This window comes from Curtobacterium sp. YC1, from assembly GCF_016267665.1.
Taxonomy (GTDB): Bacteria; Actinomycetota; Actinomycetes; order Actinomycetales; family Microbacteriaceae; genus Curtobacterium.
In genome coordinates, this window is record NZ_CP066341.1 from 1417337 (window position 1) to 1432246 (window position 14910).

Genomic DNA, 14910 nt, shown 5'->3' on the forward strand with positions numbered 1-14910 from the left:
TCACAGGTGCTCCGTTCCCGCTCCGCCCGCCTCGCGATGCTCGGCGTCGTGGTGGCGGTGACGGCGGGGCTCACCGGGTGCAGCGGCGCGGGTCCCGACACCGACGGCACCGAGGACCCGACGAGTTCCGGCACGGGCGTCGGCCCGGGGGCGTCGCCGGTGGTGTTCGCCTTCGTGTGCGACGGCGACGGGCAGGACGGGGCGACGTACACGACCTACTCGGCGGTCTGGGAGGCTCGACGGTCGTCGTGCACGGCCAAGCGGCTCACCGGGTCGGTGCCGTCCTCACAGCAGCAGGCGGCGGTCGACGCGGCGCGCGGCGACGCGACCATGGTCGAACTCGCCGGGGTCTGCGCCGAGCGCGGGGTCGCACCGTGGACGGCGTCGGTGACCGACGCCGTCGCCGCGCACGTCGCGGCCGGCCTGCTGCAGTACTGCCCCGGCCACCCGGAGGTCGACCGTCTGCGCGACGCGTCGGCGGCGTACCGGGGATGACCCGCGCCTCCAGGCCGTCCGCTCGCGCGCGTCAGCCCTCGGGGTGGTCGCGCCCCGGCAGCCAGGACTGACCGGGGCCGCCCCAGCTGCTCTTGCGGATCGCCTTGGCGACCTGCTTGCCGTACGGGTGCACCAGGCGGTCGGCGTAGAGCCAGCCGTCCAGGTGGTCGTACTCGTGCTGGAAGATCCGGGCCAGCCAACCGTGCGCCTCGACCTCGAACGGCGTGCCGTGCTCGTCGACGGCTCGCAGCAGGGCGCCCTCGGAGCGGCGGAGCGGGAACCGCTCGCCGGGGATCGACAGGCAGCCCTCGGACTCGTCGTCCTCGTCGAGCTCCTCGACCGACTCGGGGACCGGGGGCGTGGTCCACAGCACGGGGTTCACGGCGGCGCCCCGGTGCAGGACGTCGTCGTCGTCGGTCCAGGAGTACACGAACAGGCGCTTGCCGACGCCCACCTGCGGTCCGGCCAGGCCGACGCCGGGGGCCAGGTCCATGGTCTCGAACATGTCGGCGACGAGGGTGCGGAGGTCGTCATCGAACGCGGTGACCTCGGCTGCACGCTCGTGCAGGACGGGTTCGCCGGTGATGCGGATCGGGAGAACGGCCATTCACCCAGGTTATCCGGCGGGGGACGGTAGCCTCGACGCGTGACGACGGACCTCCAGCTGCCCGACGCCGTGAGCAACCTCACGCCGTTCCAGGCGCTGATGATCCCGGTGGCGCTCATCGGTGCGGTGTTCCTGTCGCTCGGGGCGCAGTTCCAGAGCCGCGGGGTGCAGCGGGTCGAGGCACGTCTCGGTCGTCAGTCGAAGGGGCTGAGCGTCCGGCACGTCGTCGGGCTCGTCTCGAGCGGCTACTGGGTGCTCGGCACGCTCATGCTCGGCATCGCGGTGGTGCTCCAGCTCGTCAGCATCACGTTCGCCCCCCTGATCGTCGTGCAGCCCCTGGGCGCCGTCGCCCTCGTCATCACGACGTGGTTCTCGTCGCGGTCGTCCGGGGTGCCCCTGGGTCGTCGAGCGAAGCGCGCCGTGTGGACGTGCATCGTCGGTGTCGGGATCTTCGTGGGGATCGCGGCCTTCGTCGGGCACGAGAGCGCGATCACCCGGCAGCAGCTCGTCACCGTCCTGGTGATCCTGGCCGTCGTGCTGGTGCTCGTGCTGGTGTCGTTCCGGGTGGTGGCGAAGCACCGCAGTGCGCTGTACTACATCGTGGGCGCCGGGGTGCTCTACGGGTTCGTGGCGACGCTGGCGAAGGTCGTGCTGAACCGGTTCGTGAACCACACCTTCGACTGGCTCACCGTGCTCGCCATCGTCGGCGTGGTCGTCGCGGCGTCGCTCGGTGGGTACTTCGTGCAGAACGCGTACTCGAGCGGCTCGGCCGACCTCGTGATCGCGGGGTTGACGGTGATCGACCCGATCGTGGCGGTCGGCATCGGCGTCGTCGTCCTCGGAGAGGCGGCGGGAGCGCCGGCGTTCGCCGTCGCCGGGTTCGTGGTCGCGGCGGCGATCGCGATCACGGGTGTGTTCCTGCTCGCCAAGCACCACCCCCAGACGCGCAGCTGACGCCGCCCGGAGCGGAACCGGCGCGGCGGGGCGGCCGCTGCGCGGTGCGCAGCGCCCGGCGACGGCCGCCCTCATCCGCGCGGCTGACGCGACCGCCGATCCTGGTGCGATAGCGTCGCTGCCGACCAGCAATCGCCCACGAGAGGACGAACTCCGCCGTGTCAGGAGACGCCACCACCGCCACCGCCGGACCGACGGGTGCGACGGGCGGCCACCGACCGCTGCGCGTGCTGATCGCCGCGGACACCTTCGCGCCGGACGTCAACGGTGCGGCCACCTTCGCCGAGCAGCTGGCCGTCGGGCTCGCCGAGCGCGGGCACGAGGTCCACGTCGTCGCCCCGGCCTCGAGCCGTCACCACGGCACCTTCGACGAGGTGCACCACGGCGTCACGCTCGTCGTGCACCGGCTGAAGTCCTACAAGTGGCCGCTGCACCCGTGGCTCCGGTTCGTGTGGCCGTGGAGCGTCCGCAAGTGGACCGCCCCGATCCTCGACGCCGTGCAGCCCGACGTCCTGCACATCCAGTCGCACGTGGTCATCGGCCGCGGCATCGTGCACGAGGCGAACGACCGCGGCATCCGGGTCATCGCGACGAACCACTTCATGCCGGAGAACCTGCTCGAGTACACGCCGTTCGGCAAGTGGACGCTGCCCCTCGCGCTGAAGATCGCGTGGAGCGACGCCGCCAAGACCTACCGGCTGGCGGACACCATCACCACGCCGACGAACCTGGCCGCCGACTACCTGCGCAAGGCCATCGCCGGGCAGCAGGTGCTCGCGATCTCGTGCGGCATCGACGCGTCCCGCTACGTCGCCCGCGAAGGACGCCCGGTCGGCAACGACATCGTGTTCGTGGGTCGTGTGGCACCGGAGAAGAACCTCGACGTGCTCGTCCGGGCCCTCGCGGTGCTGCCCGCCGAGCTGGCCGCGACCCTGACCATCGTCGGTGACGGCGAGATGATCCCGAAGCTCACCGTCCTGGCGAAGGAGCTCGGCGTCGAGGACCGCGTGCGCTTCCTGGGCTTCGTCTCGGACGAGCGCAAGCAGCAGGCCCTGACGAACGCGACGGTGTTCGCGATGCCGTCGACCGCCGAGCTGCAGAGCATCTCGTCGCTCGAGGCGATGGCGTCGGGCCTGCCGGTCGTCGCGGCCGACTCGATGGCGCTCCCGCACCTCATCGACGGCAACGGGGCACTGTTCCGCCCGGGCGACGTCGAGGACCTCGCCGCGAAGCTGACGGGCGTGCTGACCGCGCCGGACGACGAGTACGTGGCGCTGCGCGAACGCAGCCTGACGATGATCGAGGCACACGACATCAACCGCACGCTCGCGACGTTCGAGGCGCTGTATCGTGGGGAGCCGGTGGCCTGACGGTCCCCGGCGAGGGGCGGTAGCCAAGCTGGTCAAGGCAGTCGGCTCATAACCGAACGATCCGCGGGTTCGAGTCCCGCCCGCCCCACGTGCATTTGCCAAGGAAGCGCGACACCTCGCAGGACGACCACGCACCGACCCCGAACGTCACGTTCGAGGTGACCCGGGGCGGTACCGGCGTGCGCGTCAACGCCTTCCGCATCGGGTTCATGGGTGCCATCGGCGTGCTCGTCGCCCTGCTCGCCGGCTCGATCGTCGGCCAGCTCAGCACGGTCCTGGTGTACATCGGTGTCGCGCTGTTCCTGGCGCTCGGCATCGACCCGCTCGTGTCGTTCCTCGAGCGCTTCATCCCGCGGTGGGCGGCGATCACCATCGTCGTGGTGGGCGTGCTCGGCGGGTTCGCCGGCATCGTGTTCGCCGTCGTGCCGGTCCTGGTGGAGCAGGCGTCGAACCTCATCCAGAACTTCCCCGAGATCGTGCGGGACATCTCGCAGCAGCCGTGGGTGCAGGACCTGTCGAAGCAGTTCGCGGGCTCGTTCGACATCGACCACGCGCTGCAGTCGCTGCAGGCCTTCGTCGAGAAGCCGGGCAACCTGCTCAGCGTCGGCGGCGGCATCCTGGCGGTCGGCAGCGGGATCCTGTCCGGGGTGACCGGCGCGCTCATCGTCATCATCCTCATGCTGTACTTCCTGGCGTCGATGCGGGGCATGAAGCGCGCGGCCTACCGGTTCGTGCCGGCGTCCCGCCGTCAGAACTTCATCGACGTGAGCGAGCAGATCACCCAGGCGGTCGGTCGGTACGTCGTCGGCCAGGTGTCGCAGGCGCTCATCAACGGCATCCTCAGCCTGGTGTTCCTGCTCATCATCGGGGCCCCGCTGCCCGTGCTGCTGGCGTCGTTCGCGTTCCTCGGCTCGCTCATCCCGCTCGTCGGCACGCTGGCCGCCGCGATCGTGATCTCGCTGCTGTGCTTCTTCGCGTCGCCGGCCACGGCCCTCGCCGCCGCGATCTACTACCTCGTCTACATGCAGGTCGAGGCCTACCTGATCTCCCCGCGCATCATGTCGCGTGCGGTCCAGGTGCCCGGAGCGCTCGTGGTCATCGCCGCGGTCGCCGGCGGCACGATCGGCGGTGTGCTCGGCGCGCTCGTCGCGCTGCCCGTCGCGGCATCGGTCATCATCATCGTGCAGAAGGTCATCTACCCCCGTCAGGAGCAGGCGTGACGGACACGTCAGCGGCCCGGTCCGCCGAGCACGCCGAGCAGCGGGACGCGTGGGCACGCAGTCCCCGGGGGCCGCTCGCCCTGGTGAACGCGCAGCACGTCGACACCCCGCAGCCGGTCTGGCCGGTGCCGGGGACGTGGGCGCCCGCGGTCGGTGGCCTCACGGTCACCGCCGAGGCGGGCGACGGCGTGCTCGTCGACGGGGTCCCGGTCGACGGGACGGTGCTCGTGGCCGGCGACACGGCCGTCGTGCCCTCCACCGTCGCCTTCCCGGACGGGTTCGCGGGGACGGTGAACGGGGACACCCTGCGCGTCTGGGACCCGGCATCGGACGCGATCGCCCGCTTCGCGCGCATCGCCCGGTTCGACCACGCCGACGGGTGGGTCCGGACCGGCCGGTACGTCCCGCTGGTGGGCGACGACCTGGAGGCCCGTGGCGGCGTCCTCGACGCAGCCGGCGACGCGCTGCCGGTCGCCGGGCACGTCGAGACGACCGTCGGCGACGCGACCGTGCGTCTGCTCGCCGTCCGGTCCGCCGCGTTCCGCGGAGCACCGCGCCTGCAGCTCATCGTGCAGGACGCCACGAGCGCCCTGCCCGAGGACGACCCCGACAGCTCCTACTCGATGGGGCGGTTCCTGTACCTCGACGACCCCGGGGCCGAGGCGTCGGTGGAACTCGACTGGAACCTGCTGGTCCTGCCGCCGTGCGCGTTCTCGTACCAGTACGCGTGCCCGATCCCGCCGGAGGACAACCGCCTGACGGTCGCCGTCACGGCGGGGGAGCGGCACCCGGTGGACACGGACGGCGCCGTCCTGCACTGAACCGTCCGGCACCGTGCGACGTGAGCCCGGTCGTTCCGTCCTTGCCGTTCCCAGCACGGGCGCTGCATAATGGGCGTGTCCTGTCGGGACACCACAATCGCACACCGATGGTTCCGTGCCCTCCGGGGTCAGGAGCCTCCGCACCAGGTCGATGGGGAAGTCGCACCTGACGTATCGGAGGAACCGTGAACGGAACGACGACAGGAGTGCTCTACGTGCACTCCTCACCCCGCGCGCTCTGCCCGCACGTCGAATGGGCAGCAGGTCGCGCGATGAACCGCGCCGTGAACTTCTCGTGGCTCGACCAGCCGGCGCAGGACGGTGCACGGCGGACCGAGTTCACGTGGACGGGTGCGGTGGGCGCCGGTGCCGCGATCGCCTCGGCCCTGCGCGGGTGGGAGCACCTGCGCTACGAGGTGACCGAGGAGCCGACGGCCGAGTCGGACGGCGGCCGGTGGATGCACACGCCCGACCTCGGCGTCTTCTACGCGCAGACCGACGTCACGGGCAACATGGTGATCCCGGAGGACCGCGTCCGCTACGCGATGGAGGTCGCCGGGAGCAACGCCCTCGAACTCCACCGTGAGCTGCGGCTCGCCCTGGGCCAGGCGTGGGACGACGAGCTCGAGCCCTTCCGGCACGCAGCCGAGGGCAACCCGGTCGTCTGGCTGCACCGCGTCGGCTGACCCGCGCTCCGCGCACCCGCGCGTGGTGCGGACCTTCGCGCTCAGCGACACTTCACGCGGTGGGCGGCGCGTGGACTGTCGCTGAGCGCGAAACGACGGCGGCGACTCCGACCGCTTGCCCGACCACCGGGACGACGGAAGCCCGCCCCGACGACGCGGGACGGGCCTCCAGACCGGGTGCTGCGGATCAGGCGCTGCGGAACGCGACCACGGCGTTGTGGCCGCCGAAGCCGAACGAGTTGCTCACGGCGAGCAGGTCGCCGTCGGGCAGTGCGCGCGGCTCGCGCGCGACGTCCATGACGATCTCCGGGTCCTGGTCGTTCAGGTTGATCGTCGGCGGGGCCACCCGCTCGTGCAGGGCGAGGACGGTGAAGACCGCCTCGATCGCACCGGCACCACCGAGCAGGTGCCCGGTGGACGCCTTGGTCGCGGACACCACGACGTCGTCGAGGTGGTCGCCGAAGACGCGGCGCATCGCGTGGTACTCGGCGACGTCGCCGACCGGGGTCGAGGTGGCGTGGGCGTTGACGTGCACGACGTCCTCGCGGCTGGCGTCGGCGTGCTCGAGGGCCGTGATGACGGCACGGGCGGCCGCGCTGCCCTCGGGGTCCGGCGCGGTGATGTGGAAGGCGTCGGACGTGATGCCGGCACCGGCGACCTCGGCGTAGATCGTCGCGCCGCGGGCCTCGGCGTGCTCCTTCGACTCCAGGATGAGCGCGGCGGCGCCGTCACCCAGGACGAAGCCGTCGCGGGTGACGTCGTACGGGCGCGACGCGGTCTCGGGGGAGTCGTTGCGACGCGAGAGCGCCTGCATGGCGGCGAACGCGGCCAGGGGCAGCGGGTGCAGCGCGGCCTCGGCGCCACCGGTGATGACGATGTCGGCGTCGCCGTCGGCGACGTGGCGGTACGCCTCGGCCAGCGACTCGGTCGAGGACGCGCAGGCCGACAGGTAGGTGCGGGCACCGCCGCGGGCGCCGAACTCCATCTCGATGGCGGCGGCCGGGCCGTTCGCCATGAGCATCGGGACCGTCATCGGCAGGACGCGACGCGGGCCCTTCTCACGCAGGGTGTCCCAGGCGTCGAGCAGCGTGTTCACGCCGCCGATGCCGGTCGCCCAGTCGACGATGAGGCGCTCGGGCACGACGGACTCGGGGTCGATGCCGGCGTCGGCCCAGGCCTCGCGCGCGGCGACGAGCGACAGCTGCGACGACGGGTCGAGACGCTTCGACTCCGGGCGCGTGAGCTGGTCGGTGAGGAACCGACGCGCCTGGCCGGCGAACTCGACGGGGAGTTCGAGCTCGGCGTAGCGCGGGTCCTCGATGCGGGTGATGCCGGACGTGCCGGCGAGCAGCGCGTCCCACGTCCCCCGGGCGGTCGCGGCGAGGGGTGAGATCGCACCGATCCCGGTGACGACGACGGTCTTCTTGGTCATGGAACGACGTGCTCTTTCGTTGGGGTGAACAAGATGAGCGCCGCGGCCGACGGGGGTCCGCTGGCCGCGGCGCTCAGGAAGCTCGTGTCAGGCCTGGGCCTTGACGATGTAGTCGACCGCGTTGCCCACGGTCTTGAGGTTCTTGACCTCTTCGTCCGGGATCTTCACGTCGAACTTCTCCTCGGCGTTGACCACGATGGTCATCATCGAGATGGAGTCGATGTCGAGGTCGTCGGTGAACGACTTGTCGGCGGCGACGGTGTCGGTCGCGATGCCGGTCTCGTCGTTGATCAGCTCGGCCAGGCCGGCGAGGACTTCTTCGTTGGACAGGGCCATGAGTTTCTCCTTGAGGGGGGTGTCGTTTGACCGTGGACCAGCCTAGGGCACGCGGGGTCCGGGTGCTCGGAAGCTGGTCGGGGTGGTCGCGGGTGCGACCGACGACGAACGCGGTGCGGCCGGGTGGTCGCGGTGCGTCCGGGGTGGCTAGGGGAGCACGACCACCTGCGCGCCGAACACGAGTCCGGCGCCGAACCCGATCTGCAGGGCGAGGCCGCCCGACAGGTCCGGGTGCTCCTCGAGCAGGCGGTGTGTGGCGAGCGGGATGCTCGCGGCGGAGGTGTTGCCGGTGGTGGTGATGTCGCGGGCGATCGTGACCGTCTCGGGCAGGCCGAGCTGCTTCGCGAACTCGTCGATGATCCGGATGTTCGCCTGGTGCGGCACGAAGGCGGCGAGGTCCTCCGGACGGACGCCCGCGGTCTCGAGCGCCTGACGCGCGACCTTGACCATCTCCCAGACGGCCCAGCGGAACACGGTCTGGCCGGCCTGCCGCATGGTCGGACGGGGTGCCCCGGCCTCCCACTCGTTGTAGGTCGCGGTCATGCCGATGGCGTCCCACTTCGAGCCGTCGGATCCCCAGATCGTGGGGGCGATGCCGGGGAAGTCGCTCGGGCCGATGACGGCGGCACCGGCCCCGTCACCGAGCAGGAACGAGATCGAGCGGTCGGTCGGGTCGACGACGTCGCTGAGCTTCTCGGCCCCGACGACCAGCACGTGGTCGGCGAGTCCGGACTTGATGAACGAGTCGGCCTGGGCGATGCCGTAGGCGTACCCGGCGCAGGCCGCGCTGATGTCGTACGCGGCGGCGGGCGTCGCGCCGATGCGCTCGGCCAGCAGCGACGCCATCGACGGGGTCGCGACGGTGTGGGTCACGGTGCTGACGAGCACGACGCCGATCTGCGACGGGTCGATGCCCGCCTTCTCGATCGCCTCACGCGCGGCGGCCTCGGCGAGGTCGACGGCCTCGACGTCCTTGCCGGCACGCTTGCGGGTCACGATGCCGGTGCGCTGCCGGATCCACTCGTCGGACGAGTCGATCGGGCCGACCAGGTCGTCGTTCGGCACGACGTGCTCCCCGCGCGCGGCGCCGAACGCCAGGATGCGGGTGTACTCGTGGCCGCGGCGCTGCTGGAGCATCGGGCGTGCGGTGGGGTCGGCCTGGAGGCCCGTGGCGGCGTCCGTCGACTGGGGGGCGTCGGTCATGCGGTTGCGTCTGCTTCCTGGCCCGCGCGCTGCAGCAGGTCGATCGCTGCGGGCAGGTCGTCGGGGGTCTTGATCGCGACGGTCGGCGTGCCGCGGAGTCCGCGCTTCGCCAGGCCGACGAGGGCACCGGCCGGTGCGAGCTCGATGATGCCGGTCACGCCGGCGGCGGAGAAGGACTCCATGACCGCGTCCCAGTGCACGGGGCTCGCGATCTGCTGGACCATCAGGTCGACGAAGCGGCGGCCGTCGTCCACCCGGGAGCCGTCGGCGTTCGTCCAGATCGGCAGCGTCGGGTCCTGCACGGCGGCAGCGGCGGCGACCGGTGCGACACGCTCGACGGCGGGGGCCATGTACCGCGTGTGGAACGCGCCGGCGACGGCGAGCGGGATCACACGGGCCTTGGCCGGCGGGTCGGCGGCGAGGGCCGCGATCGCGTCCGCTGCGCCGGCGACGACGGTCTGGCCGCCGCCGTTGTGGTTCGCGGGGACGAGCCCGTGTGCTTCGAGCGCCGCGGCGACCGCGTCGGCGTCGCCACCGAGGACGGCGGCCATCGACGTCGGCTCGAGCGCGGCGGCGTCGGCCATGGCCCGGCCGCGCTCGGCGACGAGGGCGACGGCGTCGGTCGGCTCGAGGACCCCGGCGACCGCGGCGGCGGTGAACTCGCCGACCGAGTGTCCGGCGACCCCGCCGACCAGGGCGCGACGGCCGTCGGCGAGCAGCGCGTCGGCGGTCACCAGGCCGGCGGCGACGATGAGCGGCTGCGCGAGGGCGGTGTCCTTGATGGTGTCCGCGTCGGAGTTCGTCCCGTGCTCGGCGAGGTCCACGCCGATCGACTCGGACCACTGCCCGACGCGTTCACGGACGGCGGCGTCCTCGAGCCAGGGGGCGAGGAAGCCGGGGGTCTGGGAGCCCTGTCCGGGCGCGACGACGACGATCACCGGACAATCCTGTCGGTCCGACACCGCGGGGTCCGTGTGGGCTTCCCACACGAAACCGCCGCCGACGTTGTCGGGATCGTCATCACCCGCGGTTCACCGCCGGTTCCCTGGGGGTTCACCGCCGAGGAGCGACGCGCCGGCGTCCCGTGGCCGACTCGGACATCGCGCCGAGGATGAGCGCCGACTGCACGATGAGGGCGTCGCGGGCGTGCGTGGCGTCCCACCCGATGATGTCGGCCACGCGCCGCAGGCGGTACCGCACGGTGTTCGGGTGCACGAAGAGCTCGCGTGCGGTGGCCTCGAGCGACCGGCCGGTGTCCAGGTAGCACCACAGGGTCTGCAGGAGCTCGGTGGACTGGTCCTTGAGGGGCACGTAGATCCGTTGCACCAGGGCAGACCGGGCGAGCGGGTCGCCGGCCAGGGCACGTTCGGGCAGCAGGTCGTCGGCCAGGGCCGGACGCGGGACCCCGCGCCAGGCCCGCGCGACGGCGAACCCGGCGAGGGCGGCCTTCGCACTGGTCGAGGCGTCGACGACCCCCGGGACCTCGTTGCCGAGCACCAGGTGCCCCTCGCCGAACAGCGGTTCGAGGGCCTGCGCGATGGTCGTGAACGAGACGGGTTCCTCGCCCTCGGGCACGTCGTCCCGCGGGGTGGACCGGCCGATCACCACGACGAGCCGAGCGCCCTGCACGCCGACGAGCACGTCGGCGTCCAGGTGCCGGGCGGTGCGACGGACCTGGTCGACCTCGAGCTGCTTCGGGGCGGTGCCGACGAGCACCGCGACCTCGCCGTGCCCGTGCCAGCCGAGGGCGGCGATGCGGGACGGCAGTTCGTCGTCGTACTCACCCGACAGGATCGAGTCGACCACGAGCGCTTCGAGCCGGGCGTCCCACAGGCCGCGGGCCTCGGCCGCGCGGGCGTAGACGTCGGCGGCGGCGAACGCGATGTCCCGCGAGTACTTGAGGATCGCCTCCTGCAGCATCTCGTCGTCGGCGGCGCGTTCCTCGACGACCGTGACGACCACGCGGATGAGCTGCAGGGTCTGCTGCAGGCTCACCGAGCGCAGGAGTTCCCGCGGTGCCGAACCGAACACGTCGGCCGCGGCGATCCACGGCGTGGACGCGGTGCCCTCGAGCCAGCTGATGAACGAGGTGATGCCGGCCTGGGCGACCAGCCCCACCGCGGAACGACGGCCCGGGGGCATCTCGCTGTACCAGGGGAGGGTGTCCTCGAGCCGCTTGATGGTGGCCGTGGAGAGCTCACCGGACACCTGACGGAGCCAGGAGAGCGCACGCTCCCGCGCGCTCTCCTGGCTCTGCGCCGGCTTGTCCGGCGAGTCCGGTCGGACCGTCGTCACTCGCTGATCAGCTCTCGCCGCCCGCGCTGCCGGTGGTGCCGGCGGTCACGTCGTGCAGGCGGTACTTGTCGATCGCCTGCTGGACGAGCGCGTGGTCGACCGTGCCCTGCTTCGCCAGCTGCTGCAGCGTCCGCACGACGACCGAGGGGCCGTCGATGTGGAAGAAGCGGCGTGCGGCGGGGCGGGTGTCGGAGAACCCGAACCCGTCGGCGCCGAGCGTGGCGTAGTCACCGGGGACGAACGGGCGGATCTGCTCCTGCACGGCGTGCATGAAGTCGCTCACCGCCACGACCGGGCCCTGGGCGTCACGGAGACGCTCGGTGACGAAGGGCGTGCGGGGCTGCTCGTTCGGGTTGAGGAACGCCTGCTGCTCGGCGGCGACACCGTCGCGGTACAGCTCGCCCCAGCTCGTGACGCTCCAGACGTCGGCGGACACGCCCCAGTCCTCGGCGAGGAGCTGCTGCGCCTCGAGGATCCACGGCACCGCGACACCCGAGGCGAGCAGCTGGGCCTTCGGGCCGTCGTGCTCGCTCGGCTTGAGCAGGTACATGCCCTTGAGGATGCCGTCGACGTCCACGCCCTCGGGCTCGGCCGGCTGCACGAGCGGCTCGTTGTAGACCGTCAGGTAGTACATGACGTTCGGGTCGTCGTGCTTCGGCGAGCCGTCCTCGTTCGTGCCGTACATGCGGTCGAGGCCGGCCTTGACGATGTGGCCGATCTCGTAGCCGTACGCGGGGTCGTACGAGACGACGGCCGGGTTCGTCGACGCCAGCAGCGGCGAGTGGCCGTCGGCGTGCTGCAGGCCCTCACCGGTCAGCGTGGTGCGGCCGGCGGTGGCGCCGATCATGAAGCCGCGGGCCATCTGGTCGCCCGCCGCCCAGATCGCGTCGCCGGTGCGCTGGAACCCGAACATCGAGTAGAAGACGTAGACCGGGATGAGCGGCTCGCCCTGCGTCGAGTACGAGGTGCCGACCGCCGTGAACGCCGCCAGGGCGCCCGCCTCGTTGATGCCGACGTGGATGATCTGGCCCTGCGGGCTCTCCTTGTAGGCCAAGAGGAGCTCGCGGTCGACCGAGGTGTAGTGCTGGCCGTTCGGGTTGTAGATCTTCGCCGACGGGAAGTAGGCGTCCATGCCGAACGTGCGGGCCTCGTCCGGGATGATCGGGACCACGCGGTCGCCGAAGTCCGGGGAGCGCAGCAGGTCCTTGAGCAGGCGGGCGAACGCCATCGTCGTGGCGACCTCCTGCTTGCCGGAGCCCTTCTTGACGACCTGGTACTTCGAGTCGTCCGGCAGGGTGACCTGCGTGTACTTCGTGCGGCGCTCCGGCACGTACCCGCCGAGTGCGCGACGGCGCTCGTGCATGTACTGGATCGCCTCGTCGTCGTTGCCCGGGTGGTAGTACGGCGGCGTGTAGGGGTTCTCGTCCAGCTGCGCGTCGGAGATCGGGATGCGCATCTCGTCACGGAACTGCTTGAGGTTGTCGAGCGTGAGCTTCTTCATCTGGTGGGTCGCGTTGCGGCCCTCGAAGCTCGGGCCGAGGCCGTAGCCCTTGACCGTCTTCGCCAGGATGACCGTCGGCTGGCCCTTGTGCTCGGTCGCGGCCTTGAACGCGGCGTAGACCTTGCGGTAGTCGTGGCCACCGCGCTTGAGGTTCCAGATCTGGTCGTCGGTGTAGTCCTGCACCAGCTCGAGCGCCTTCGGGTCGCGCCCGAAGAAGTTCTCGCGGACGTACGCGCCGTTCTCGGCCTTGTACGTCTGGTAGTCGCCGTCCGGCGTCTGGTTCATGAGGTTGAGGAGCGCGCCCTCGGTGTCGCGGGCGAGCAGGTCGTCCCACTCGCGGCCCCAGACGACCTTGATGACGTTCCAGCCCGCGCCGCGGAAGAACGCCTCGAGCTCCTGGATGATCTTGCCGTTGCCGCGGACCGGGCCGTCGAGTCGCTGCAGGTTGCAGTTGATGACGAAGTTCAGGTTGTCGAGGCCGTCGTTGGCGGCGACCTGGAGCTGCCCGCGGGACTCGACCTCGTCCATCTCGCCGTCGCCCAGGAACGCCCAGACCTGCTGGTCGGAGGCGTCCTTGATGCCGCGGTTCGACAGGTACTTGGCCTGCTGCGCCTGGTAGATCGCGTTGATCGGGCCGATGCCCATCGACACGGTCGGGAACTGCCAGAAGTGCGGCATGAGGCGCGGGTGCGGGTACGACGACAGACCGCCACCGGCGTGCGACTTCTCCTGGCGGAAGCCGTCGAGCTGGTCCTCGGAGAGGCGCCCTTCCATGTAGGCGCGCGCGTACATGCCGGGGGAGGCGTGACCCTGGAAGAAGACCTGATCGCCGCCGGACGGGTGGTCCTGTGCGCGGAAGAAGTGGTTGTAGCCGACCTCGTACATCGCGGCGCTCGACGCGTAGGTCGAGATGTGCCCGCCCACCGCGATGCCGGGACGCTGCGCGCGGTGCACCGTGATGGCCGCGTTCCAGCGGATCCACCGGCGGTACCGGCGCTCCAGCTCCTCGTCGCCGGGGAACTCCGGCTCGTTCTCCGGCGCGATGGTGTTCACGTAGTCCGTCGTCGGGACCATCGGCACACCGAGGTGCAGTTCCTTGGACCGCTTGAGCAGGCTCAGCATGATCTCGCGACCGCGCTGGTGGCCGTGGGTCCGGACCAGCCCGTCCAGGGACTCACGCCACTCGGCGGTCTCCTGCGGATCCTGGTCGTTCGCCCCGGTGCTGTACGGGTCCTGGTCGTTCACCGTCACCCTTGACCTCGTTCGTTCTCGTGGTGGTGGACATGGTGGCTCCGGTGGTCGGGTCACGACCGGCTGGGGCCCCGTCCACTCTAGGCCCCAGCGCCGACGCTGATGCTGATGGTGTCGTGCAGGTGGACGGGTGCTTGCATTCGCGTGACGTCGGCGTAGCATGGCCGATCGTGCACACGCGACCCGCGTGCGCACGACCCGACGGGCACACCCCACGCCCGAGGAAGAAGCACACGTACCGATGGCACTGGAGATCGGCTCACTCGCGCCGGACTTCGAGCTCCCGAACCAGTTCGGTGAGCACGTCCGACTCAGCGACCACCGCGGCCACCGCCCCGTCGCCCTCGTCTTCTTCCCGCTCGCGTTCTCGTCGAACTGCACGAACGAGCTGTGCGAGCTGCAGGACAACATCGCGATGTTCCAGGACCAGCGCATCGAGCTGATCGGCATCTCCGTCGACTCGAAGGCCACCCTGCGTTCCTTCGCCGAGACGAACGGCTACGACTTCGAGCTCCTGGCCGACTTCTGGCCGCACGGTGCGGTGTCGAAGGAGTACGGCGTGTTCCTCGAGCACAAGGGCTTCGCCACCCGCGCGACCTTCGTCATCGACGTGCAGGGCCGCATCAAGGCGTCGATCATCACCGAGCCGGGCCTGCAGCGCGACGTCGCGGAGTACCGGGCGGCGCTCGACCGGCTCGCGGCCTGCTCGGCACCCGTCGCCGTCGGCTAGCGTTCCGAA

14 protein-coding genes and 1 tRNA gene are annotated in these 14910 nt (G+C 71.2%); 8 read left to right on the plus strand and 7 right to left on the minus strand.

Annotation, left to right across the window (positions count from 1 at the left end; all coding sequences use genetic code 11):
- Positions 1-6 precede the first annotated feature (6 nt).
- Positions 7-495, plus strand: coding sequence for a hypothetical protein (locus I8920_RS06715; RefSeq protein WP_198658357.1), 489 nt, complete (start codon positions 7-9; stop codon positions 493-495).
- 31 nt (positions 496-526) lie between these two features.
- Here the strand turns inward: I8920_RS06715 and def are convergent, their stop codons facing one another.
- Positions 527-1102 (minus strand): peptide deformylase, encoded by a 576-nt coding sequence (gene def / locus I8920_RS06720; RefSeq protein WP_198658358.1) that lies wholly within the window; start codon positions 1100-1102, stop codon positions 527-529.
- Positions 1103-1141: 39 nt separating this feature from the next.
- Between def and I8920_RS06725 the strand changes: the two genes are divergently transcribed.
- From I8920_RS06725 to I8920_RS06750, 6 genes are all read left to right on the plus strand, one after another.
- Positions 1142-2056: a multidrug DMT transporter permease gene (locus tag I8920_RS06725; protein ID WP_198658359.1), complete on the plus strand. Its 915-nt coding sequence runs from the start codon at positions 1142-1144 to the stop codon at positions 2054-2056.
- Between the two features lie 158 nt (positions 2057-2214).
- The gene (locus I8920_RS06730) at positions 2215-3426 is read left to right on the plus strand and encodes a glycosyltransferase (protein WP_198658360.1); all 1212 of its coding nucleotides are present in this window, start codon (positions 2215-2217) and stop codon (positions 3424-3426) included.
- A gap of 13 nt (positions 3427-3439) precedes the next feature.
- Positions 3440-3514, plus strand: a tRNA-Ile gene (locus I8920_RS06735).
- Between the two features lie 7 nt (positions 3515-3521).
- A complete protein-coding gene (locus I8920_RS06740; protein ID WP_198658654.1) occupies positions 3522-4646 on the plus strand; it encodes an AI-2E family transporter in 1125 nt (374 codons plus the stop codon).
- Complete coding sequence (locus I8920_RS06745) at positions 4643-5467, plus strand: DUF1684 domain-containing protein (protein WP_198658361.1); 825 nt, start codon at positions 4643-4645, stop codon at positions 5465-5467. Before I8920_RS06740 ends, I8920_RS06745 begins: the two co-directional genes overlap by 4 nt.
- Positions 5468-5652: 185 nt before the next feature.
- A complete protein-coding gene (locus I8920_RS06750; RefSeq protein WP_225558896.1) occupies positions 5653-6153 on the plus strand; it encodes a DUF3145 domain-containing protein in 501 nt (166 codons plus the stop codon).
- A gap of 187 nt (positions 6154-6340) precedes the next feature.
- On the opposite strand, the gene I8920_RS06755 is transcribed toward I8920_RS06750, so the two are convergent.
- The 6 genes from I8920_RS06755 to aceE form a co-directional block, all read right to left on the minus strand.
- The gene (locus I8920_RS06755) at positions 6341-7585 is read right to left on the minus strand and encodes a beta-ketoacyl-[acyl-carrier-protein] synthase family protein (protein ID WP_198658362.1); all 1245 of its coding nucleotides are present in this window, start codon (positions 7583-7585) and stop codon (positions 6341-6343) included.
- Positions 7586-7672: 87 nt separating this feature from the next.
- Complete coding sequence (locus tag I8920_RS06760; RefSeq protein WP_017886710.1) at positions 7673-7921, minus strand: acyl carrier protein; 249 nt, start codon at positions 7919-7921, stop codon at positions 7673-7675.
- A gap of 147 nt (positions 7922-8068) precedes the next feature.
- Positions 8069-9058 carry a beta-ketoacyl-ACP synthase III gene (locus I8920_RS06765; RefSeq protein WP_198658656.1) on the minus strand — a complete coding sequence of 330 codons (990 nt, stop codon included), beginning with the start codon at positions 9056-9058 and terminating at the stop codon, positions 8069-8071.
- Between the two features lie 62 nt (positions 9059-9120).
- Complete coding sequence (locus I8920_RS06770; RefSeq protein ID WP_198658363.1) at positions 9121-10062, minus strand: ACP S-malonyltransferase; 942 nt, start codon at positions 10060-10062, stop codon at positions 9121-9123.
- Between the two features lie 115 nt (positions 10063-10177).
- Complete coding sequence (locus tag I8920_RS06775; RefSeq protein WP_198658364.1) at positions 10178-11419, minus strand: PucR family transcriptional regulator; 1242 nt, start codon at positions 11417-11419, stop codon at positions 10178-10180.
- Positions 11420-11426: 7 nt separating this feature from the next.
- On the minus strand, positions 11427-14171 hold the full coding sequence (aceE, locus tag I8920_RS06780) for a pyruvate dehydrogenase (acetyl-transferring), homodimeric type (RefSeq protein WP_198658365.1): 2745 nt from the start codon (positions 14169-14171) through the stop codon (positions 11427-11429).
- 241 nt (positions 14172-14412) lie between these two features.
- Between aceE and I8920_RS06785 the strand changes: the two genes are divergently transcribed.
- Positions 14413-14901 (plus strand): peroxiredoxin, encoded by a 489-nt coding sequence (locus I8920_RS06785; protein WP_198658366.1) that lies wholly within the window; start codon positions 14413-14415, stop codon positions 14899-14901.
- Positions 14902-14910 lie beyond the last annotated feature (9 nt).